The following is a 23,246-nucleotide window of genomic DNA, read 5'->3' as shown; positions in this document are numbered from 1 at the left end:
GATGCTGCGGATGCAGCATCCGCTCCTTCACGTCACGCGCGCGGCGCGGCGGTGGACGAGCGGATGATGAGCTCCGGATGCAGGTCGGGCACGTCCTCGAGGTCGCGGCCCTCGATGTGCGCGATGAGGCGCGACGCGGCGGCGCGGCCCATGCCTTCGAAGGGCTGCCGCACGGTCGTCAGCGCCGGCGAGGCGAAGGCGGCCAGTGCGATGTCGTCGACGCTGACCACCGAGACGTCCTCGGGGACCCGTCTGCCGGCCTCGTGCAGCGCGCGGATCAGGCCGAAGGCCATCTCGTCGCTGGAGACGAACACGGCGGTGGCATCCGGGATCGCGGCGATGGTGCGCCCGGCGCGATAGCCGGACTCGGGCGTCCAGTCGCCGGGGATCACCGGCGGCGGGGTGATGCCGCGCTCCATGAGCACCTGCTCCCACGTCTCGCGGCGCTGGCGGGATTCGAGCCAGTAGTCGTCGGCGGGCACGTGCCACACGGTGGAGTGCCCGAGGTCGAGCAGATGCTCGACGGCCAGCCGTGCGATCGCGTGCTGGTCGACGATGAGCGGTGCGTCCATGTCGAGCGAGGCGCGCTCGGTGCGTGTCGAGGGGGTGCGCTCCGTGCGCATGCGCATCGCCGGGGAGTTCAGCTCGACCGGCAGGCCGAGCACGATGCCCTCGGCACCCTGCCGCTCCAGCCGGTCGAAGGCCTGCACGAACGCGTCGGTGGAGGCGTGGTCGGGGACGGCCGCCATCGTGACCGTGTAGCCGTTCGCCGCGGCGGCCTGCTCCACGCCGGCCCCGAGCGCGGCGGAGGAGTACCGGTCCGTCGAGACGAGGATCATGCCGAGGATGCGGGTGCGGCCCGAGGCCAGTGACGCGGCGGCGGCATGGATGCGGTAGCCGAGGGTCTCGACCGCCGCGTGCACGCGCCGTGCGGTCTCGGGGCGCACGTTCTGCTGGCCGGAGAGCACGCGCGAGACGGTCTGCGCGCTCACCCCGGCGGCACGTGCGACGTCGAGCTGATTCGGGGCCCGATCGGGGCTCGGGCGTCGTGGTGACATGGAACGATGGTAGCGGCACAACCGCATGATCCTGCGGTAGTTCTCGGGTTCGAATGGGATAGTGTGAACGCAAACATCCGCATCTCGGGAGACGTATGACCAGCTTCGCCGCACCCTCGCTCACCTGGCGCGACGGCCGCCTCTTCCGCGACGGCGAACCGCACCGCATCCTCTCCGGCGCGGTGCACTACTTCCGCATCCACCCCGACCAGTGGGAGGACCGGCTGCGTCGTCTGGCGGCGATGGGCGCGAACACCGTCGACACGTACATCGCGTGGAACTTCCACGAGCGCGTCGAGGGCGAGTTCGACTTCACCGGCTGGCGCGACGTCGCGCGCTTCATCCGCATCGCCGGCGAGGTCGGCCTCGACGTCTACGTCCGCCCCAGCCCGTACATCTGCGCGGAGTGGTCCAACGGCGGCATCCCGTTCTGGCTGTCCGGTCGGGTGCGCGCGCTGCGCTCGTCGGATGCAGGCTTCCTCGCCGCCGCGGATGCCTGGTTCGACGCGCTCATCCCTCAGCTGGAACCGCTGCAGGCCGTGCACGGCGGGCCGATCCGCCTGATCCAGGTGGAGAACGAGTACGGCTCCTACGGCAGCGACCAGGCGTACCTCGCGCACCAGCGCGACGCGCTGGTCTCGCGCGGGATGGTCGAGATGCTCACCACTGCCGACGGCACCACCGCCGACATGGTGCGCAACGGCAGCATCCCGGGAGTGATGGGCACCTTCACCTTCGGCACCGGCGTCCCCCTCGCGCAGGAGCTGCGCCGCGACGATCACCACCTGATGTGCAGCGAGCTGTGGGGCGGCTGGTTCGACCACTGGGGCGAGCAGCACCACGTGCGCTCGGCCGCGAGCATGATCGGCACCGTGCAGGAGCTGCTCGACGCGGGCGGGTCGGTCAGCGTCTACATGGCGCACGGCGGCACGAACTTCGGGCTGTGGGCCGGCGCCAACCACGACGGGGTGATCCAGCCCACCATCACGTCGTACGACTCGGATGCCCCGATCGGCGAGGACGGCTCCCTGAACGACAAGTTCCACGCGCTGCGCGCCGCGTTCGCCCCGGTCCAGGCGGGCGGGCTTCCTGAGCTTCCGGATGCCCCGGAGCATCAGCCCGCCGCATCCGCCCCGCTCGTGCCGACCGCCTCGCTGCTGGAGGTCGTGCGCGCACAGCCGGTCGTCGCGACCGCGCCCCAGCCGCTCACGTACGAGGAGCTGGGCGCGGAGGACGGCCTGGTCGCCTATGAGTCGGATGTCGTGTTCGAGGCCGACACGGTGCTCACGCTGCGTGAGCTGCGCGATCGCGCCACGGTGTTCCTCGACGACGTGCGCCTCGGCACGATCGAGCACGACGGCGAGCAGAGCCTCGCGCTGCCCTCGGCGGGTGGCGCCGGGCGGCTCACGATCGTCGTCGAGAGCCTCGGGCGCATCAACTACGGCCCGCTCACGGGGGAGCGCAAGGGCATCCTCGGCGGCGTGCTGATCGGCCGCCGGTTCCAGCACGGCTGGGAGCACCGGATGCTGCCGCGCGACGTGGTCCCGGGGCGTTCCCTCCCGGTTCCTGAGCGAGCGAAGCGCCCTTCGTCTCGCTTCGCTCGCTCAGGAACCGACGAAGGGCGCGACGGCCTGGCCACGGCATCCCTCACCGTCTCCCGACCGCTCGACGCGTGGATCGCACTGCCCGGCTCCGCGAAGGGCATGGTGTGGCTGAACGGCTTCCTGCTCGGACGGTACTGGGAGCGCGGCCCGCAGGTCACGCTGTACGCCCCCGGGCCGCTGTGGCGTGAGGGCGAGAACGAGATCGTCGTGCTCGAGACCGACCGCCTCGGTGCCGCCGTCGAGATCCGCGAGAGCGCCGACTACGGCCCGCGCGAGGAGTTCGTCGGGTCATGAGCGCCGTACTGCGACCGACCCCCGCACAGCTGGCGTGGCAGCGTGCGGGAGTCGGGATGTTCCTGCACTTCGGGCTGAACACCTTCGCAGGCCTGGAGTGGAGCGACGGCACGCTCGACCCCGCGATCTTCGACCCGACGGATCTGGACGCCGGCCAGTGGGTGGACACGGCGGTGGAGCTCGGCGCGGCGTACGTGGTGCTCACGGCGAAGCACCACGACGGCTTCTGCCTGTGGCCCACCGCGACCACGGACTACTCCGTCGCGTCATCACCCTGGCGGGACGGACGCGGCGACGTGGTGGCGGAGGTCGCCGACGCGTGCCGGCGGCGCGGCATCGGCTTCGGCGTCTACCTGTCGCCATGGGATCGGCATGCGCCGGAGTATCCGGACGCGGCCGCCTACGACGACCTGTACGCCGCTCAGCTGACCGAGCTGAAGACGGGATACGGTGCGCTGACCGAGGTGTGGTTCGACGGCGCCGGATCCGATGGTCGCACCTACGACTGGGCGCGGTACATGCGGGTTGTGCACGAGCACCAGCCCGACGCGATGATCTTCAACATGGGTGAGCCGACCATCCGCTGGGTCGGCAACGAGGACGGCCTCGCGTCCGACCCGGTCGAGTACGTCACCGACCGCATGGCTCTGAACCAGTACGTGACCGGCAGCGATCAGCTGGCCGAGCACGTGTACGCGCCCCCGGAGTGCGACGTGTCGATCCGGCGCGGATGGTTCTGGCATCCGGACGACGCACCCAAGAGCGTCGCGCACCTGATGGCGATCCATCTGCAGTCCGTCGGCCTGGGTGCGAACCTGCTGCTGAATCTGCCGCCGGACATCTCCGGTCGGATCGACGCGGCCGACGTGGATCGGGGCCGCGAGTTCCGTGCCGAGCTCGACCGCCGCTTCGCCCATCCGGTGCACGCGGCTCTGGTCCAGCAGGAGCGCGGATGCTGGATCGCGACGCTTCCGGAATCGATCGAGGTCGGCCAGATCGAGCTGCGCGAAGCCGTCGAGAACGGCCAGCGCATCACCCGGCATGAGGTCGTCGAGGGCGGGCGCGAGCTCGTCGCCGGCGGCACGGTCGGCATCCGCCGCATCCATCGGGTCGCTCCCGCGACGCTGTCGAGTTTCGAGATCCGCACCGACGAGGACGCCGAACTGCTCGCGGTGATCGTCTACCCCGCGGACGCCACCCTGATCACTCCCGAACTGCCCGACGGCTACGAGGCCTCGACCGAGCCGCCTGAGTGAGCCACGCGCCCCGGATCCCCCCGAACTCGCCGGTCTGAGGCGCCCGGCTCGCAGGAATAGGGAATCCTCCCGATGCCCGCCCTCCCCCTTACCGAGGAGTGTAGGGATGCATCGAAAGGGGACATCCCATGAATCTGGACACCTTCGGAACCTACCGGGTCGCCGTGTTCGAGCTCGAGCGCGCGACCGAGCTGGCGGAGCGTCAGCGCATGATCGCGGAGCGCACGGGCGTCGTCGCGAAGGACGGCGTCTGGCGGCGGATGATGCGGCGGCTCGCCGCGCATCGCACCGCGGCCTCGACCGCCGACTGCCCGGCCGGCGCCCGCTGCGCGCTCGCCGACGCCTGACGCGAGGCGCGCGTGACCCTCGCAGCAGGTGCCCCGTCCCCGACCTCCCCCGCCCCGGCCGCGCGGAAGGTCGTCGGGCGAGGCGCACGGCCGGCATCCGCCGCACCGGCCCCCGACGTCGGTGGTGGATGGCACGATGAAGGCATGTCCCTCATCGCCTCGACCGCCGAGATGGTGGGTCGCGACGCCGAGCTCGAACTGCTCGGCGCCGCGCTGCGTCGTGCCATGGCGGGGGAGACCTCCGCCGTGCTGGTCGCGGGCGAGGCCGGCATCGGCAAGTCGCGGCTGCTGCGCGAGTTCCGCGCACGCACGGGCGATGATGCGCTGATGCTCGCCGGATGGTGCCTGGACTACGGGTCCACTCCGGCTCCCTATGGTCCGCTGCCTGCGATCCTGCGCGCCGCGCTGGCGGCTCTCGGCGACGACGCGGCGCAGGCCGCCGGTCCCGGCAGGGATGCACTGCGGGTGCTGCTGCCCGAGCTCGGCCCGGCGCCGGCCGATCGCACCTCGGGCGCCGAGGGTCTGCGCGAGGCGATCGCCAATGTGCTCGAGGCGGCCGCCGCGCGGCATCCGCTCGTCATCGTCGTCGAGGACCTGCACTGGGCCGACGACGCCACCCTCACCGCACTCGCCTTCCTGCTGCGCGCTCTCGCCGGCCACCGCATCCTGTTCGTGTTCACCTGCCGGGTGGACGAGGTGCGCCGCGGCGGCTCGGTGCGCACGTTCCTGGTCGAGGCGGAGCGCGCGCGGCTGCTGGAGCGCATCGAGGTGCAGCGCCTGGACCCGGTCCAGGTGCGCGCTCTCGTCGAGGCGCTGAACGGCCCCACTGACGATGCCGGCTTCGCCCGGCTGCTGGAGCGCTCCGAGGGCGTGCCGTTCTTCATCGAGGAGCTCTCCTGCGAGGCATCCGGCCCCCTGCCCGACTCCCTTCGCGACGTGCTGCTGGTGCGCTTCGACGCCCTCGGCGAGGACGCCAGGCGCGTGGTGCGGGTGATCTCCGCGTCGGATGCCGTGGTCGACCACGATCTGCTGACGGAGCTCGCCGGGCTCGACGACGACCGGCTCGACGCGGGCATCCGTGCCGCCGTCGGCGCAGCGATCCTCGCCGTGCGCAGCGACCGGGGCTACGGCTTCCGGCACGCGCTGCTGCGCGAGGCCGTGCACGACGACCTGCTGCCGGGTGAGCGCTCTCGACTGCACCGCGCCTATGCCGAGGCGCTGGAGCGGCGCGCGGAGCGAGGGGAGTGCGGCCTGGAGGCGGCGCTCGCGTTCCACTGGCATCAGGCGCACGACGCGCGTCGCGCACTCGGCGCGGCCATCGCCGCGGCGGAGCGGGCGCGCGCGAGCTTCGCCTTCTCGAGCGCGGTCCGCTTCGGCGAGCTCGCGCTGGAGCTGTGGGACCAGGTGCCGGATGCCGAGGAGGTCGCCGGCCGGTCGCACCTCGAGCTGCTCAAGGGTCTCGGATCCCTGCTGCGCAACGCAGGACACGACGAGCGGGCGATCGCGGTCGTGAATCTCGCCCTCGACGAGGTCGACGACACCACGCCGCCGATCGTGCGCGTGAAGCTCCTTCGCGACAAGGCGCTGTACGTGCAGAACAGCGGGCGCCCCGGCGCTGCCGGTCTCGTGCGCCAGGCGCTGGCGGCGATGGACGACGGAGTCGACGACGAGCGGCTTCGCGCCGTGCTGCTGAACCTGCTCGCGGGGCGGCTCATGGTCGAGGGGGACCTGGCGGCGGCGGTGGACGCCGGCGAGCAGGCGCTGCGGATCGGGCGCGAAGGCAGCTTCGAGAACGTGATCTCGGTGGCGGCGAACCTGATCGCCAGCAGCCGGCTGCATCTCGGTGAGGTCGACCGGGGGCTGGAGCTGTACGAGCTGTCGTGGGAGCACGCCCGCGACACCGACGCCAAGCTGCGCTACTGGGTCAACCACTCCGACTCGCTGAGCACGCTCGGGCGCTACCGTGAGGCGCTGAGCGCCGCGGAGCGCGGGGTCGAGCACGCCCGCGAACTCGGGCTGGAGCGCTCCAGCGGGTCGATCCTCACCGAGAACATGGTCGAGCCGCTGCTGGAACTGGGTGAGGTCGACCGTGCCGAGGAGCTGCTGTCGAAGGACCTCACGCTGCGCAGCTTCCGCATCTTCCGGGTGTACACCACGGCATCCCGCATCCGGGCACTGGTCTGGCGGGGCCGGATCGACGAGGCGAGCGCCCTGCTCGAGGAGTGGCGTCCGACGTTCCTGGCGGCGGCCGAGGTGGAGCGCCAGGTCTGGTACTCGATCATCGACGTCGAGATGGCGATCGGACTCGCCTCGGGCCGGCTCTCCGACGCCGCGCAGGCCCTCGAGCGGATGCTGGACCACGAGACCCCGCGACTCGCTCACAGCGCGCGGCGGCTGCTGGACGGGGCGCTGATCGTCGCGGGGATGCGCGCGGCCGGCGATGCCGCCAGGGCGAGCGCCCTCGCCGAGCGGATCCGCGAGGCGTGGTCGGAGCACCATGCGTACTTCGAGGACTGGGGCGTGCTGGTCGAGGGGCTGCTGAACGGTGACGCGGTCTCGCTGCGCGAGGCGATCGCGGTGGCGGATCGCATCGACGGGCCCGTGATGTTCCGCTCGGCGCTGCGGCTCGAGCTGGCGCGGGCTCTCGTCGCCGTGCAGGGCGATCGGGGCGAGGCCGCCGCGGCGCTGACCGAGGCGGCGTGCATCGCCGAGCGCACCGGGCATGCCCGGCTGCGGCGGGAGGCGAGGGAGTTCGCGGAGGCCAGCAGGCTGGGCGCCTCGCCGGCCCGGGGCGACGGATCGGAGCTCACCGAGCGGGAGCAGCAGGTGCTCGAGCTGATCGCCGAGGGCCTGAGCAACCGGCAGATCGCCGAGCGACTGTTCATCAGCATCAAGACCGTGAGCGTGCACGTCTCTGCAGTGCTCCGCAAGCTCGGCGCGTCCAGCCGCACCGAGGCCGCGGCCCGCCACCGCGCCTGAGCGCGCTCGAAGAATCTCAGGGCCACGGGAATACCCCCTGGGGGTATTTGGTAGTACTCTGATGGAAGTACCCTGCGGGGGTACTCGAGACACAGAGGAGACGCCATGACCACCACCGAGTTCCAGGTGACCGGAATGACCTGCGGACACTGCGAGATGTCCGTCCGCGAAGAGGTTGCGAAGATCGCCGGTGTCGACAGCATCGACGTGAGCGCCCAGACCGGCCGCCTGGTCGTCAGCTCGGCATCCGCTGTCGACTCCGACGCCGTGATCGCGGCCGTCGACGAGGCCGGCTACCGCGCCGTCGCCGCCTGACGTCCTTCCGAACGACACCTTCAGCCGATCCAGCCCCGACCCGAGGAGCATGACATGACCATCGCAGAGCCGTCCCGCATCGATCTCGAGATCGGCGGAATGACCTGTGCGTCCTGTGCCATGCGCATCGAGAAGAAGCTGAACAGGCTCGACGGTGTGACCGCCACCGTCAACTACGCGACCGAGAAGGCGCAGGTCGTGGTCGACGGGCCGCTCGACCCGACCCTGCTGATCACGGCCGTCGAGAACGCCGGCTACACGGCATCTGTGCCCGTGCCGCCCGCCGATGCGGACGGCGCGGGCACCGAACCGGACGCCGAGGGCCCCGAGCTGCGCGCGCTGCGACACCGCCTGATCGGGTCGGTCGTGCTGAGCGTGCCGGTGATCCTGCTCGCGATGATCCCCGCGCTGCAGTTCACCTACTGGCAGTGGGCGTCGCTGGCGCTCGCCGCACCGGTGATCGTGTGGGCGGCCTGGCCGTTCCACCGGGCCGCGTGGGTGAACCTGCGCCACGGCGCGGCCACCATGGACACACTGATCAGCCTCGGCACCTCGGCCGCGTTCCTGTGGTCGCTGTACGCACTGTTCCTCGGCACCGCCGGGATGCCCGGCATGACGCACGGGTTCTCGTTCGCGCTCGAGCGCACCGACGGAGCAGGGAGCATCTACCTCGAGGTCGCCTCGGGCGTGACGATGTTCGTGCTCGCCGGGCGCTACTTCGAGAAGCGGGCCAAGCGCCAGGCGGGGGCGGCGCTGCGGGCGCTGATGGAGCTCGGGGCGAAGGACGTCGCGGTGCTCCGCCCCTCGCCGGGCTCAGGAACCCAGGTCGAACGCCGCATCCCGATCGCCGAGCTGCGGGTCGGCGACGAGTTCGTCGTCCGTCCCGGCGAGAAGGTCGCGACGGACGGCGTGGTCGTCTCCGGGACGTCGGCGGTGGACCAGTCGATGATCACCGGCGAGTCCGTCCCGGTCGAGGTGTCGGCGGGGGATGCCGTGACCGGCGCCACCGTGAACGCCGGCGGGCGCATCGTCGTGCGAGCCACCCGGGTCGGCGCCGACACGCAGCTGGCCCAGATGGCGCGTCTCGTCGAGGACGCGCAGACCGGCAAGGCCGAGGTGCAGCGCCTGGCAGACCGGATCTCGGGGATCTTCGTGCCCATCGTCATCGGCATCGCCCTGGTGACGCTCGCCGCCTGGCTGCTGCTGGGCTTCCCCGCATCCATGGCCTTCACCGCCGCGGTCGCGGTGCTCATCATCGCCTGCCCGTGTGCTCTGGGCCTGGCGACGCCCACGGCGCTGCTGGTCGGCACGGGTCGCGGCGCGCAGCTGGGCATCCTGATCAAGGGCCCGGAGGTGCTCGAGTCCACCCGCCGCGTCGACACGATCGTCCTCGACAAGACCGGAACGGTCACCGAGGGACGCATGTCCGTCGTCTCCGTCATGCCCGAGCAGGGCACGGTTGCCGCGGAGCTGCTGCGGCTGGCCGGGGCGATCGAGCACGCCAGCGAGCACCCGATCGCCCGGGCGATCGCATCCGCCGCGACCGACGAGGCGGACGCCGAGCTCCCGGCCGTCGAGTCGTTCCAGAATCACGAGGGTCGCGGGGTCACCGGCGTCGTCGAAGGACACGCCATGCTCGTCGGGCGTCTGTCGCTGCTGGAGGACTGGTCCGTGCATCCGTCCGCCGAGCTGCTGTCGGCGAAGGCGGATGCCGAGTCCGCAGGGCAGACCGCGATCCTGGTCGCCTGGGACGGTGCGCCTCGCGGCATGATCGTCGTCGCCGACGAGGTCAAGGCGACCAGCGCCGAGGCGGTCGCGCAGCTGAAGGCGCTCGGGCTGACGCCCGTGCTGCTGACCGGCGACAATCAGGCCGCCGCCCGCCACATCGCCGCACAGGTCGGCATCGACGAGGTGATCGCCGAGGTGCTGCCGGCCGACAAGGTCGCCGTCGTGGCGCGGCTGCAGGCCGAGGGCCGCGTCGTCGCGATGGTCGGCGACGGCGTCAACGACGCCCCCGCCCTCGCTCAGGCCGATCTGGGCATGGCGATGGGCACGGGCACGGATGCGGCGATCCAGGCATCCGACATCACTCTCGTGCGGGGGGACCTGCGCGCGGCATCCGACGCCATCCGCCTCTCGCGCCGCACGCTCGGCACCATCAAGGACAACCTGTTCTGGGCGTTCGCGTACAACACCGCGGCGATCCCGCTCGCGGCGCTGGGCCTGCTGAACCCGATGCTCGCAGGAGCCGCGATGGCCTTCTCGAGCGTGTTCGTCGTGGGCAATAGCCTGCGTCTGCGCTCCTTCCGCTGAACGGCGTCACCGAGAGGACGACGCAGAAGGGGGGCGGGCCGCGATCGCGACCCGCCCCCTTTTCGTGCGCCCGAGCGTCAGAGCGAGTTGAGCATCTTCCGCATCTCGGCGATCTCGGCCGTCTGATCGTCGACCACGCGCTGCGCGAGGTCCAGGGCATCCCGAGCCTTCCCGGCGGCCAGCTCCTTCCGGGCCATCTCGACGGCGCCCTCGTGGTGCATGATCATCTGCTCCAGGAACAGGCGAGACGCGGTGACGCCGTCGGCGTCCTCGAGCGCCGCGAGGTCGTCGGGCGACATCATCCCGCCGCCGTGGTCCATGCCGCCCATGTCGGGGGCCTGCCCCCACCCGGTCAGCCACTCCCGCATGGTGTCGATCTCGGGCTGCTGGGCGCTCTTGATCCGTTCGGCCAGTTCGGCCACCTGCGGGGCGGTGCCGTCCTTCCCGAGCACGATGTCGGACATCTCGACGGCCTGCTGGTGGTGGGCGATCATGTTCATCGCGAAGTCGATGTCGGCCTGGGCTGCGGCGGTGGAGCCGCTGGGGCTGCTCGGCGCGGGTGAGGCGCTCGAGGAGCTGTGATCCATCCCGCTCATGTCGGACGGAGCCGAGCATCCGGCCAGTGTGAGGGCCGTGGCGAGCGTGATGGTGCTGATGGTGAGTGTGCGGATTCGCATCTGAGTCTCCTTGGTATCTGTCGTCTGGGTCGTGGGGATGACGCCGCGGGCGGCGTCCATACCGGACTCAGGTCCGACTGATGCAGAGCGCGATGTGCGAGGGCGGACGGCGAGGCGCCGTCCGGGATGCGGATGCCCTGCTGCGGGCCGCCCAGCGGATGCCGCGCAGCACGCGCTGCACGCGCGAGGGGCGGATCGCGAGCAGCAGTCCCGCGAGCAGGGCGAGCACGCACGTCATGAGCATGCCGGGGTGCGAGGGTTCGGGCTGTGCCGCGGACGAGAGGCCCGGCGCGGTGGATCGGGGCTCGCCGTGCGCCGCCGCACTCAGGGTCGAGCCGTGGGCGGAGTCGTCGGACTCGATGGTGTGGGAGACGAGGCCCGGACCGTGCCCCACCGGGTCGGCGCTGAAGGTGTGCATCCCGAGCAGGCCGAGGATCACGCCCAGCGCGATCGCCAGCAGCAGGGGCATGCCGGTGCTGCGCTGCATGTTCCACCGCCCCTTCTCGACATCTTCGGAGTCCTTGTCGGGAATACCCCCTGGGGGTATCTTGGTTGGAAGACATCAGAAGCCGGTACCCCCGGCACCGGATGCCGAGGAGGCCCCGATGGACCCGCACAACCACGCAGAGCATATGCGTCGCACCCCCGTTCGGGAGGAGAACTCCGCGATGGGGGAAGCCTCCCAGCACGAGAGTCCTGCCATGTCGGAGAACCTCTCCGGTCATGGTGCGCACGCGGGGCACGCGGGCCATGGTGCGCACGCGGAGCACGACGCGCACGCGGGCCACGGCGACCACGCAGCTCACGCAGAGCACAGCGACCACGCAGCTCACGCAGGCCACGGCGACCACTCCGGGCACGGGGGACACGCAGGCCACGGCGACCATGTCGGCCAGTTCCGCCGGCTCTTCTGGATCAACCTGCTGATCGCCGTCCCCGTGGTCGCCTCGAGCGGCATGTTCGCGATGATCCTCGGCTACGAGGTCCCCGGCTGGGCTCGCTGGATCGCCCCGATCCTCGGCACGGTCATGTACGTCTGGGGCGGGCGGCCGTTCCTCACCGGCGCGGTCTCCGAGCTCAGGTCGCGCAAGCCCGGCATGATGCTGCTGATCGGCCTGGCGATCACCGTGGCATTCCTCGCCTCGTGGGGAGCGAGCCTGGGCATCCTGCACCATGAGCTCGAGTTCTGGTGGGAGCTCGCCCTGCTGATCGTGATCATGCTGCTCGGGCACTGGCTGGAGATGCGCTCGCTCGCGCAGACCACCTCGGCCCTCGACTCCCTCGCAGCCCTGCTGCCCGACGAGGCCGAGCGGGTGGACGGCGACGACATCACCGTCGTGAGCCCGGCCGACCTGCGCGTGGGCGACATCGTGCGGGTGCGCCCGGGCGGCAGCATCCCGGCCGACGGGGTGATCGTGGACGGTCGCGCCGACATGGACGAGTCCATGCTCACCGGCGAGTCCCGCACAGTCAGCCGCACCACCGGCGACCCCGTCACGGCAGGCACGGTCGCGACCGATTCCGGGCTGCGCGTCGAGGTGACCGCCACCGGCGACGACACCGCACTCGCCGGGATCCGCAAGCTCGTCGCCGACGCGCAGGCATCCAGTTCCCGCGCCCAGCGGCTGGCCGACCGGGCCGCCGCCTGGCTGTTCTGGTTCGCGCTGGGTGCCGCCGTGATCACCGCGCTGGTCTGGACGTTCGTCGGACTGCCGGACGAGGCCGTCATCCGCACCATCACGGTGCTCGTGATCGCCTGCCCCCACGCGCTGGGCCTGGCGATCCCGCTGGTCGTCTCGATCGCGACCGAGCGCGCAGCGCGCGCCGGAGTGCTCGTGAAGGACCGTCTCGCGCTGGAGACCATGCGCGACATCGATGCCGTGCTGTTCGACAAGACCGGCACGCTCACCAAGGGCGAGCCCACCGTGACGGGCGTCGCTCCGGTCGAGGGATGGTCGGACGACGACGTGCTGGCGCTCGCCGCCGCCGCGGAGGCCGACAGCGAGCATCCGCTGGCCAGGGCGATCGTGCGCGCGGCATCCGCCCTGACCGTCGCCGGCGCGACCGGCTTCACGTCCTCGCCCGCCGTCGGCGTCACCGCCACGGTCGACGGGCACGAGATCCGCGTCGGCGGACCCCGGCTGCTGGAGGAGGTCGGTGCCGAGGAGGTGCCGGATGCCGCCGGCTGGCGCACCGAGGGCGCGATCATCCTGCATGTCGTGCGCGACGGGCGGGTGATCGGCGGGCTGAGGCTCGCGGACGAGATCCGCGCCGAGTCGCGCGAGGCGGTGGCCGCGCTCCGTCGGCGGGGCGTCGAGGTGGTCATGATCACCGGTGATGCCGAGGCCGTGGCGCGCTCGGTCGCCGGGGAACTGGGCATCGAGCGGGTGTTCGCGGGCGTGCGGCCCGAGGACAAGTCCGCCAAGGTCGCCGAGCTGCAGCGCGAGGGCAAGAAGGTCGCGATGGTCGGCGACGGCGTCAACGACGCCCCGGCGCTCGCGCAGGCCGACGTCGGCATCGCGATCGGTGCAGGCACGGACGTGGCGATCGCCTCGGCCGGGGTCATCCTGGCATCCGACGACCCGCGCTCGGTGGTCTCGGTGATCGAGCTGTCGCAGGCGAGCTACCGCAAGATGAAGCAGAACCTGTGGTGGGCCGCCGGCTACAACCTGATGTCGGTGCCGCTCGCGGCCGGCGTGCTCGCTCCGATCGGGTTCGTGCTGCCGATGTCGGTCGGCGCCGTGCTGATGAGCCTGTCCACGATCGTCGTGGCGCTCAACGCCCAGGCGCTGCGCCGCCTCGACCTGCGCCCCGAACGGGTCGTCGCCCGCTGACGCGGCGGCTCGGCCTGGTCCAGGTATCGACTTCTGCCGGAACCCCGTTCCCGGGTATCAGCTTCTGCCGTTATTCAGGGCGGAGATTCGACCGATCTTGATACCTGGACAGTGATTCCGTCCACCCGTCGGCCTGTCGCAGAGCCGGCCGGCCTGCCGCGGGCTGTGGTCGTCAGCGGCGGCCCGGCCACTCCTCGGCGAGCAGCCCGTAGTTCATGCCGTCCATCCACTCGCCCGAGCGGTGCAGTGCGGTCTTCCGGCTGAACTCCTCGCGGCGCATGCCGAGGCGCTCCATCAGCCGCCACGACGGCTCGTTGGCCGCGAAGCACCCGGCGTGCACGCGGCGCAGCCCGAGCGTTCCGAAGCAGAGGCCGATCACCGCGCGGACTGCTTCGGAGGCGTACCCGCGCCCGGCGTATGCAGGCGCGAGCACCCAGCCGAGCTCCGCCTCGGTGCCCGCCGCCTGCTCGGCGACCTCGGCCTGCGCCCACGCGTCTCCCACCTTGACCATCAGGTCGCCGATGATCGCGGGTGCGCCGCCGGTGGCATCCGCGAGTTCGATCACGAACGTGATCGCGCGTCGCCCGGGATCGGAGTACGTCTCGCCGAACGCCTCTCGGGTGTCCGGCGCGCGACCGAGCCACCTGTTCACCTCGGGAAGCCGGCGGAACTCCCAGACCGCGTCGAGGTCCGCGTCCTCCAGCGGCCGGATCCGCAGCCGCTCCGTCAGGATCGGCCAGTCGACACTGCTGAGTGAAGCCATTCCGTCAGCGTAGCGCCGGCCCTCTGCCGACCCGACCGCTCCGGGTCGCACTTCGTCGCGCCATTCGAGCACACGAGACCTTCGGGTCGCATTTCGTCACGCTCTGCGGCGCCCAGAACGGGACGAACTGCGACGTGAACCGGGGCGGGATGCCGAGAACGGGACGAACCGCGACCTGGCCGGTGGCCGGATGCCGGTGGGCGGATGCCGGGAGCGGATGCTGGACCCGGATGCGGCGGCTCCGCCTCAGGGCAGCTGCCCGGCGGCGCGCGCCAGCCGCACGGCCTCGACCCGGTTCGCCGCGCCGAGCTTGCGGGATGCCGTGCGCAGGTAGCTTTTCACGGTCTCGGCGCCGAGGTTCAGGCGCGTGCCGACCTCGCTGTTGCCGCAGCCCATGGCGACCAGGGCCAGCACGTCCACCTCGCGCGCCGAAAGCCGCGCCCCCGAGGACGAGCGCGGATGGGTCATGCGCTCGAGGATCGCGTCCAGCCGCGCCCGGATGCCGGCATCCTCGACGTCCTGCGCCAGCTCGCGCAGCTCGGCGAACGCGACGCGCACGTCCTCCCACTCGCGATCGGGGGCCGAGCGCTCGCCCGCGCGCATCCTCTCCGCAGTATCCGCCACCTCCGCGCGCTGCGCCAGCGCCTCCTCCACGGCCAGGTCGTAGCCGAACCCGTCGGCCACGCGCTTCATCGCCGCGGACGCCTCGGGAGTGAGCGTCGCGGCATCCCGCGTGGCCCCGTAGATCACCCCGCGCACATCGCCCTTCACGATCACCGGGAAGGCGCTGACGGTGCGCATCCGCTCGGCCGCCACGGCGGCGTCGTAGGTGTGCGTGATGTGGCCGTCGCTGAGGTAGTCGCGCACCGTCGCCGCACGAGCGGATGCCATCACCAGCCCGCCCAGGCCGTGACCGGTGCGGATCACCAGGCCGTTCAGCCGATCGGTGCGACCGCCGAGCGTGTGCGAGATGGCGAAGTGGTTGGCGCGCGGGCGCGCGATGCCGCCGAACACGATGTCCAGCTCGCTGCGGTCGCGCAGCGCGTGGAATGAGGATCCGAACAACGGCATCCTGCACCTCCTGCCGGGCGGTGCCACGGTGCCGCCGCCCGCCATAGAACCTACACCGCCGCCGGAGCTCAGCGCCCGGCCCCCTTCGTCTCGTCGCTGCGCTCCTCGTTCAGGAGCAGCAGCTGCACCGCCATCTCCCGCATCTCGACCTTGCGCACCTTGCCGGTGATCGTGATGGGGAACGCGTCGACCAGGTGCACGTACTTCGGGATCTTGAAGTGCGCCAGTTTCCCGGTCGCGAACGTCCGCACGTCCTCGGCCGTCAGCGCGGAAGCGCCGGGTCGAAGCACGATCCAGGCCATCAGCTCCTCGCCGTACTGCTCGTCGGGCACGCCGATCACCTGCACGTCCTGCACGTCGGGGTGCGAGTACAGGAACTCCTCGATCTCGCGCGGGTAGATGTTCTCTCCGCCGCGGATCACCATGTCCTTGATGCGGCCGACGACCTGCAGGCGACCGTCGGCGTCCATGGTCGCCATGTCGCCGGTGTGCATCCAACGTCCTGCGTCGATGGCCTCGGCGGTCTTCGCCGGCTCGTTCCAGTAGCCGAGCATCACCGAGTAGCCGCGCGTGCACAGCTCCCCCGGGACGCCCAGAGGCACCACCTGGCCGTCCTCGTCGATGATCTTCACCTCGACGTGCGGCATCACCTGCCCGACGGTCTGCGTGCGGGCGGCGACGTCGTCGTCCATCTTCGTCATGGTCGACACCGGTGAGGTCTCGGTCATCCCGTAGCAGATGGCCACCTCGCTCATGCCCATCTCGTTCATGGTGCGCTCCATGATCTCCACCGGGCACGGCGAGCCGGCCATGATCCCGGTGCGCAGCGACGACAGGTCGAACTCCGTGAACCGCGGGTGTGACAGCTCGGCGATGAACATGGTCGGCACGCCGTACAGCGACGTGATGCGCTCGTCCTGCACGACCTGCAGCGTGATCTCGGGGTCGAAGCCCGGCGCCGGCAGCACCGCGGCGGCGCCGTGCGAGTGCGCCCCGAGGATGCCCATCACCATGCCGAAGCAGTGGTACAGCGGCACCGGCAGCGCCACGCGGTCCTGCTCGGTGTACGCGATGCCCTCGCCCACGAAGAAACCGTTGTTGAGGATGTTGTGGTGCGTCAGCGTCGCGCCCTTCGGGAACCCGGTGGTGCCCGACGTGTACTGGATGTTGATCGGGTCGTCGAAGGCCAGGGCATCCGTGTCCTGGAATTCCGGCGCGGCATCGATCAGCCGAGCCCAGCGGTCGGTGCCGATGAACAGCGTCTTCTCATAGCCGATCTCGGCGAGCATCTCGGCGTACTTCGAGGTGCGGTACTCGACCGCGCTGACGATCAGCGCCATCTCGGACTGCTCGATCACGTACTTCACCTCGTGGGTGCGATACGCGGGGTTGACGTTCACCAGGATGGCGCCGATCAGCGCGGTGGCGTACTGCGTCAGCACCCATTCGGCGCAGTTCGGCGCCCAGATGCCGACCCGGTCGCCCTTGCGGATGCCGAGCCCGCGCAGCGCGGAGGCCAGGCGCTCGCTGTCGTGCAGCAGCTGCGTGAAGGTCCACCGGCGACCGGACGCCGAGTCGACCAGGGCCTCGCGCTCGCCGAAGCGGGCCGTCGTTTCGCGCAGCATCCCGCCGATGGTCTGGCCGAGAAGCGGGGTCGTGCTGGTTCCGGATGCATAGGAAGCGCCGTTGCTCATCGCATCAGGATGCTCCCCGGCCGGCGACCCGGCCACCCCCGTACGGGGGTGATCAGCGCACCAGCCGGTAGCCCATCCCCTGCTCGGTGAGCAGGTGCACCGGATGCGCGGGATCCGCCTCGAGCTTCTTGCGCAGCTGCGACATGTACAGCCGCAGGTAGCCGGTGTCGGCGACCTGATCCGATCCCCACAGCTCGCGCAGCAGCTCCTGCCGGGTGACGAGCGCCTCTGGATGCCGGGCGAGGTGCTCCAGCATCCGCCATTCCGTCGGCGTCAGGTGCACGCGCGTGCCGGCGCGGGTGACCGACTTGACGGACAGGTCGACGACCACGTCGCCGAACGCGACGGTCGCCTCGCCGGACTCGGCCGCGGCGCGGCGGGACAGCGCGCGCAGCCGGGCGAGCAGCTCGTCGATCTGGAACGGCTTGGTCACGTAGTCGTCTGCGCCGGCATCCAGCGCCTCCACCTTGTCGGCTGATCCGGTGCGACCCGAGACGACGATGATCGGGATGGCGGTCCATCCGCGCAGCGCCTGGATCACCTGCACCCCGTCGAGGTGCGGCATCCCCAGGTCCAGCAGCACGATGTCGGGGTGGGTCTGCGCGGCCGCGGCGATGGCGCCGGGCCCGTCGACGGCGGCGACCACCTCGTACCCGTGCGCGGCGAGTGTGATCCGCAGCGCACGCACCATCTGCGGGTCGTCGTCGGCGACCAGCAGCTTCACGAGACGACCTCGGCGTCGGATGCCGCGACCGGCAGGGCGATGACCATCGTCAGCCCTCCTCCCGGCGTGTCCTCGGGGGTCAGCGTACCGCCCATGCCCTCGGTGAATCCGCGGGAGAGCGCCAGGCCCAGGCCGAGCCCGATCGTGTTGTCGGAGTCACCCAGCCGCTGGAACGGGGCGAACATGCTCTCCTGCCGGTCGGCGGCGACACCGGGGCCGCGATCGACGATGCGGATCTCGGCGACCGCACCCAGCCGGCTGGTGGTCACCAGCATCCGCGTCCCCTCGGGGGAGTGCCGGCGCGCGTTCGCGATCACGTTCACCAGCACGCGCTGCAGCAGCACCGGGTCGGCGAGCAGAGGCGGCAGGTCGGGGTCGAGGTTCAGATCGATCTCCGACGGCCCCGAGCCCAGTTCGTCGATCGCGGAGAGCACGGCATCGGCGGCATCGACGGGGCTGAGCGAGACGGCCAGCACGCCCGCCTCGACGCGACTGACGTCGAGCAGGTCGGTGACCAGACGTGTCAGCACGGACAGGCTCTCGTCCGCGGTGGCGAGCAGCTCGCCGCGGTCGGCCTCGCTGAGCCGCCCGGCGCCGCGCAGCCCGCCGATCGCGGCCATCGCGGCGGCCAGCGGGCGACGCAGATCGTGGCTGATCGCCGAGAGCAGCGCCGCTCGCACCTGATCGGTGGCGGCCAGAACCTCGGCGTGGCGGGCTGCCGCCGTCAGCTCGGTGTGCTCGATCGCCGCGGCCAGCTGGGCCACGATCGCGTCCAGCAGCCGGCGAGCCGGCGCATCGAGCTCGTCGCCGTGGAGCTCCAGCGTCGCCCGCGGTCCGCCCTGCTGCTCTCCGACCGGCACGAGCAACGGCTCCCGGTCCGGCAGCGGCTCGCCGTCCGTGGCGAGCACGGACCCGTCCGGTGCGATCAGCCGCACCCCGCTCAGCCCGAACGCCTCGCGGGCCCGGCTCACCAGCGCCAGCGGAGCGCTCTCCCCACGCACCACGCTGCCGGCGACGGTGGCCAGCAGCTCCGCCTCTGCCGACGCCCGCCGCGCCGCACGGGCCCGCCGCGCGGCCTGATCGACGACGATGCTGACCAGAACGGCGATGATCACGTACAGCACGAGCGCCAGCGCGTGCAGGGGCTCGGCGATGGTGATCGTGAACAGCGGCACCACGAACAGGTAGTCCAGGGTCAGGCCCGAGAGCACAGCCGCGAACAGTGCGGGTCTCAGCCCGCCGATCAGGGCGACGATCACCACCAGCAGCTGGTAGGCCAGCACGTCGGAGGTGATCGACTCCTCCGTCCGCAGCGAGAAAAGCAGCCACGACAGCAGCGGTCCGCCGACGAGGGCGACCACCCAGCCGAGCACCTGGCGGCGCCACCCCAGCGCGCCGCCCGAGACGCGGGGCAGCGTGAGCCGGCCCCCGGCCGCGGAGTGGCTGACGATGTGCACGTCGATGTCGCCGGAGCTGCGGATGATGCCGGCGCCGATCCCCGGCCCGGTGAGCGCGGCGGAGAGCCGGCTGCGTCTGCTCACCCCGATCACCAGCTGCGTCGCGTCGACGGACTGCGCGAATTCGACCAGGGTGGCCGGGATGTCATCGCCGACCACCTGATGGAAGCTCCCGCCCAGGGAGGCGACGAGCTGCTGCTGCGCGCTGAGCGCGCCGGGGGTCACCGTGCGCAGGCCGTCCTGCGCCGACACGTGCACGGCCATCAGCTCGCCGCCCGCCGAGCGCGCCGCGATCCGGGCCCCGCGCCGGATCAGCGTCTCGCCCTCCGGCCCGCCGGTGAGAGCCACGACCACGCGCTCCCTGGTCTGCCAGGCAGAGTCGATGCCGTGCGCCTCGCGGTAGCTGCGCAGCGCACTGTCGACCTCGTCGGCCAGCCACAGCAGCGCCAGTTCGCGCAGCGCCGTGAGGTTGCCCAGCCGGAAGTAGTTCGAGAGCGCGGCATCCACCCGTTCCGCCGGATACACCTGGCCGGCCGAGAGTCGGTCGCGCAGCGACTGCGGGGCCAGATCCACGACCTCGATGTCGTCGGCGGCGCGCACCACGGCATCCGGCACGGTCTCCTGCTGCGCCACCCCGGTGATCTTCTCGACCACGTCGTTCAGCGACTCGATGTGCTGCACGTTCACGGTCGTCAGCACGTCGATGCCCGCATCCAGCAGCTCCTCCACGTCCTGCCAGCGCTTGGCGTTGCGGGAGCCGGGGGCGTTGGTGTGCGCGAGCTCGTCGATCAGCGCCACCTCGGGCGCGCGCGCCAGCACGGCGTCGACGTCGAGGTCGGTCAGCTCGACGTCGCGATGGCGGATGCTGCGCCGGGGCACGGTCTCCAGGCCCGCCACCTGCCCCGCGGTCGCGGAGCGGCCATGGGTCTCGACGACCCCGATAACGACGTCGCGGCCGGCTGCGGCGAGCTGGTGCGCCTCGGCGAGCATCTCGTAGGTCTTGCCGACACCGGGCGCTGCACCCAGCAGCACCCGCAGCCGCCCGCGTGCCATCAGCCCTCCTCGCCGCTCGAGAGCCGGTCGAGGGCGAGGTTCAGCTCCAGCACGTTCACGCGCGGCTCGCCCAGGAATCCGAGGTCCCGTCCTTGGATCCTAGACTCCACGAGCGCGTGCACGGCGGCGTCGGACAGTCCGCGCGCGTCGGCGACGCGTCGCACCTGCAGCAGCGCGTACTCCGGGCTGATCTGCGGGTCCAGGCCCGAGGCGGATGCCGTGAGAGCATCCGGCGGGATCAGCGACGGGTCGACGCCCTCGAACGCGGCGATCGCGGCCCGCCGCTGCCGGATCTGCGCCAGCAGGTCGGGGTTGGAGGGGCCGAGGTTGCTGCCGCCGGACGCCATCGCGTCATAGCCGTCCTGGCCGGATGCCGAGGGCCGGGACTGGAAGTACTGCGGCAGCGGAGTGCCGTCCTCGGCGGTGAAGGCCTGCCCGATCAGAGAGCTGCCCACGGCCTTCCCGTCCGCGGTCAGCATCGAGCCGTTCGCCTGGGCGGGGAACGCGAGCTGCCCGATCCCGGTCACGGCGAGGGGATACAGGATGCCGAGCAGGGCGGTGAACACGAGCACGGCGCGCACGGCGACGAGCGCGGTGCGACCGGTGGTGCGGAGATTCGACATGGGGGTCCTTTCCGAGCCCGGTCAGAAGCCGGGGATGAGGCTCACGACGAGGTCGATGAGCTTGATGCCGATGAACGGGGCGATCACGCCGCCCAGGCCGTAGATCAGCAGGTTGCGCTGCAGCATCCGCGCCGCGCCGGCCGGACGATAGGTCACGCCGCGCAGCGCGAGCGGGATGAGGAACACGATCACGATCGCGTTGAAGACGATGGCGCTGAGCACGGCGGATGCCGGGGAGTGCAGCTGCATGACGTTCAGCACGCCCAGACCCGGGAACGCCGTCATGAACATGGCCGGGATGATCGCGAAGTACTTGGCGATGTCGTTCGCGAGCGAGAACGTGGTGAGCGCACCGCGGGTGATGAGCAGCTGCTTGCCGATGCGCACGATGTCGATCAGCTTGGTCGGGTCGGAGTCGAGGTCGACCATGTTGCCGGCCTCCTTCGCCGCCGAGGTGCCGGTGTTCATCGCCACGCCCACGTCGGCCTGCGCCAGCGCGGGGGCGTCGTTGGTGCCGTCGCCGGTCATCGCGACCATCCGGCCGCCCTCCTGCTCGCGGCGGATCAGGGCGAGCTTGTCCTCGGGGGTCGCCTCCGCGAGGAAGTCGTCGACTCCGGCCTCCTTCGCGATCGCCGCCGCGGTGAGGGGGTTGTCGCCGGTGATCATCACGGTGCGGATGCCCATCGCGCGCAGTTCGTCGAACCGCTCGCGCAGGCCGTCCTTGACGATGTCCTTCAGGTGGACGACGCCGAGGATCCTGGCCGCGGGGGCCGCCGGGTCCGTCGAGGGGCCGGACGCCGCGACCACGAGAGGCGTGCCGCCGGACGCCGCGATCTCATCGGCGTACCGGGCGGCCTCGGCGGAGGCATCCGCGGCATCCGCTCCCTGCGAATCCAGCCAGGCGCGGATGGCGGAGCCGGCGCCCTTGCGGATGACCGTGCCGTCGGGGAGGTCGATCCCGCTCATCCGGGTCTGCGCCGTGAACGGCACCGACACCGCGCCCTCCGGCGAGGTGACCCGGATGCCGCGGGCGGCCGCCAGTTCCACGATGGACGCGCCCTCGGGCGTCGGGTCGGCGAGCGACGACAGCGCGGCCGCGCGCAGCAGCTCGGCCGCGTCCGTGCCCGCGACGGGGCGCACGTCATCCGCGCGGCGGTTGCCGTACGTGATCGTGCCGGTCTTGTCGAGCAGCAGGGTGGACACGTCTCCGGCGGCCTCGACCGCGCGTCCCGACATCGCCAGCACGTTGCGCTGCACCAGCCGGTCCATGCCGGCGATGCCGATGGCGCTGAGCAGGGCGCCGATCGTGGTCGGGATCAGGCACACGAGCAGCGCGATCAGCACGGGGATGCCGACTGGCGAGGCGACGTAGCCGGCGAGCGGGTTCAGCGCCAGCACCACCACGAGGAACACGATCGACAGGCTCGCGAGCAGGATGTTCAGCGCGATCTCGTTGGGCGTGCGCTGCCGGTTCGCGCCCTCGACGAGCGCGATCATCCGGTCGACGAACGTCTCGCCCGGTTTCGAGGTGATGCGCACCACGATCCGGTCGGAGAGCACCCGGGTGCCGCCGGTGACGGCGCTGCGGTCGCCACCGGACTCGCGGATGACGGGCGCGCTCTCGCCCGTGATCGCCGACTCGTCGACGGTCGCGATGCCGGCCACGATGTCGCCGTCTCCGGGGATCGGCTCGCCGGCCGCGACGATCACGACGTCGCCGAGGCGCAGTTCGGACGAGGCGACGTCCTCGGTGGAGGCGTGCTCGGCCAGCGGATCGGCGGGGTCGTACGCCGTCACGCGCCGAGCCGTGGTGGTGGTCCGGGTGCGACGCAGGCTCGCGGCCTGCGCCTTGCCCCGTCCCTCGGCCACGGACTCGGCGAGGTTGGCGAACAGCACGGTCAGCCACAGCCAGACGGCGATCGCCCAGGTGAAGCCCGCCGGGATGCCGGGCGTCGGCGCCTGCAGGAAGGGCTCCGCGATCGCCAGTGCGGTGGTGAAGGCGGCGCCCGCCCAGACCAGCAGGATCACGGGGTTGCGCAGAAGCCGCGCGGGGTTGAGCCGGCCCAGCGCACCGGGGACGGCGGCGACCAGCTGGCGCCAGCCGAACGCGCGCGGGGGCGCGGCGGGCGCATCGTGATGATGCGCTTCGTCGGGGTGGTGGACGGGGGTGTCGGTGAGGGTCAT

General features: G+C 71.5%; 17 protein-coding genes. 7 read left to right on the top strand and 10 right to left on the bottom strand.

Annotated elements, in window-relative coordinates; genetic code table 11:
- Positions 1–32: 32 nt before the first annotated feature.
- Positions 33–1,058, bottom strand: a complete 1,026-nt coding sequence (locus ACTJJ4_RS17475; protein ID WP_440944499.1) for a LacI family DNA-binding transcriptional regulator — start codon at positions 1,056–1,058, stop codon at positions 33–35.
- Positions 1,059–1,153: 95 nt separating this feature from the next.
- Here ACTJJ4_RS17475 and ACTJJ4_RS17470 point away from each other — a divergent pair, with 95 nt between their 5' ends.
- The 6 genes from ACTJJ4_RS17470 (at position 1,154) to ACTJJ4_RS17445 (ending at position 10,166) form a co-directional block, all read left to right on the top strand.
- Positions 1,154–2,956 carry a glycoside hydrolase family 35 protein gene (locus ACTJJ4_RS17470; protein WP_440944498.1) on the top strand — a complete coding sequence of 601 codons (1,803 nt, stop codon included), beginning with the start codon at positions 1,154–1,156 and terminating at the stop codon, positions 2,954–2,956.
- Positions 2,953–4,212: an alpha-L-fucosidase gene (locus ACTJJ4_RS17465; RefSeq protein ID WP_440944497.1), complete on the top strand. Its 1,260-nt coding sequence runs from the start codon at positions 2,953–2,955 to the stop codon at positions 4,210–4,212. Before ACTJJ4_RS17470 ends, ACTJJ4_RS17465 begins: the two co-directional genes overlap by 4 nt.
- 128 nt (positions 4,213–4,340) lie before the next feature.
- Positions 4,341–4,559: a hypothetical protein gene (locus ACTJJ4_RS17460; protein WP_440944496.1), complete on the top strand. Its 219-nt coding sequence runs from the start codon at positions 4,341–4,343 to the stop codon at positions 4,557–4,559.
- 144 nt (positions 4,560–4,703) lie between these two features.
- On the top strand, positions 4,704–7,538 hold the full coding sequence (locus ACTJJ4_RS17455) for a helix-turn-helix transcriptional regulator (protein ID WP_440944495.1): 2,835 nt from the start codon (positions 4,704–4,706) through the stop codon (positions 7,536–7,538).
- A gap of 105 nt (positions 7,539–7,643) precedes the next feature.
- Positions 7,644–7,853 carry a heavy-metal-associated domain-containing protein gene (locus ACTJJ4_RS17450; protein WP_285631751.1) on the top strand — a complete coding sequence of 70 codons (210 nt, stop codon included), beginning with the start codon at positions 7,644–7,646 and terminating at the stop codon, positions 7,851–7,853.
- A gap of 54 nt (positions 7,854–7,907) precedes the next feature.
- Entirely contained in the window at positions 7,908–10,166 is a 2,259-nt protein-coding gene (locus tag ACTJJ4_RS17445) for a heavy metal translocating P-type ATPase (RefSeq protein WP_440944494.1), read from the top strand.
- 77 nt (positions 10,167–10,243) lie between these two features.
- Here the strand turns inward: ACTJJ4_RS17445 and ACTJJ4_RS17440 are convergent, their stop codons facing one another.
- Both ACTJJ4_RS17440 and ACTJJ4_RS17435 read right to left on the bottom strand, forming a co-directional pair.
- The gene (locus ACTJJ4_RS17440; RefSeq protein WP_440944493.1) at positions 10,244–10,843 is read right to left on the bottom strand and encodes a DUF305 domain-containing protein; all 600 of its coding nucleotides are present in this window, start codon (positions 10,841–10,843) and stop codon (positions 10,244–10,246) included.
- A gap of 67 nt (positions 10,844–10,910) precedes the next feature.
- A complete protein-coding gene (locus tag ACTJJ4_RS17435) occupies positions 10,911–11,330 on the bottom strand; it encodes a DUF6153 family protein (protein ID WP_440944492.1) in 420 nt (139 codons plus the stop codon).
- A 214-nt stretch (positions 11,331–11,544) separates the two neighbouring features.
- Here ACTJJ4_RS17435 and ACTJJ4_RS17430 point away from each other — a divergent pair, with 214 nt between their 5' ends.
- Positions 11,545–13,677, top strand: a complete 2,133-nt coding sequence (locus ACTJJ4_RS17430) for a copper-translocating P-type ATPase (protein WP_440944491.1) — start codon at positions 11,545–11,547, stop codon at positions 13,675–13,677.
- A 172-nt stretch (positions 13,678–13,849) separates the two neighbouring features.
- On the opposite strand, the gene ACTJJ4_RS17425 is transcribed toward ACTJJ4_RS17430, so the two are convergent.
- From ACTJJ4_RS17425 to kdpB, 7 genes are all read right to left on the bottom strand, one after another.
- Complete coding sequence (locus tag ACTJJ4_RS17425; RefSeq protein ID WP_440944490.1) at positions 13,850–14,440, bottom strand: GNAT family N-acetyltransferase; 591 nt, start codon at positions 14,438–14,440, stop codon at positions 13,850–13,852.
- Positions 14,441–14,686: 246 nt separating this feature from the next.
- Positions 14,687–15,511: a LuxR C-terminal-related transcriptional regulator gene (locus tag ACTJJ4_RS17420; RefSeq protein ID WP_440944489.1), complete on the bottom strand. Its 825-nt coding sequence runs from the start codon at positions 15,509–15,511 to the stop codon at positions 14,687–14,689.
- A 68-nt stretch (positions 15,512–15,579) separates the two neighbouring features.
- Positions 15,580–17,205, bottom strand: a complete 1,626-nt coding sequence (locus tag ACTJJ4_RS17415; RefSeq protein ID WP_440944488.1) for an AMP-binding protein — start codon at positions 17,203–17,205, stop codon at positions 15,580–15,582.
- A gap of 52 nt (positions 17,206–17,257) precedes the next feature.
- Positions 17,258–17,929, bottom strand: a complete 672-nt coding sequence (locus tag ACTJJ4_RS17410) for a response regulator (RefSeq protein ID WP_292699102.1) — start codon at positions 17,927–17,929, stop codon at positions 17,258–17,260.
- Positions 17,926–20,439: a DUF4118 domain-containing protein gene (locus ACTJJ4_RS17405; protein WP_440944487.1), complete on the bottom strand. Its 2,514-nt coding sequence runs from the start codon at positions 20,437–20,439 to the stop codon at positions 17,926–17,928. Before ACTJJ4_RS17405 ends, ACTJJ4_RS17410 begins: the two co-directional genes overlap by 4 nt.
- Positions 20,439–21,062, bottom strand: coding sequence for a potassium-transporting ATPase subunit KdpC (gene kdpC / locus ACTJJ4_RS17400; protein ID WP_440944486.1), 624 nt, complete (start codon positions 21,060–21,062; stop codon positions 20,439–20,441). The genes ACTJJ4_RS17405 and kdpC overlap by 1 nt, the downstream gene beginning before the upstream one ends.
- A 21-nt stretch (positions 21,063–21,083) precedes the next feature.
- Positions 21,084–23,246, bottom strand: a complete 2,163-nt coding sequence (gene kdpB / locus ACTJJ4_RS17395) for a potassium-transporting ATPase subunit KdpB (protein WP_440944485.1) — start codon at positions 23,244–23,246, stop codon at positions 21,084–21,086.

Source organism: Microbacterium sp. 22195, assembly GCF_052056515.1.
Classification (GTDB): domain Bacteria; phylum Actinomycetota; class Actinomycetes; order Actinomycetales; family Microbacteriaceae; genus Microbacterium.
The sequence above is the reverse complement of the archived record's forward strand: the minus strand, read 5'-3'. Positions and strand labels throughout refer to the sequence as shown.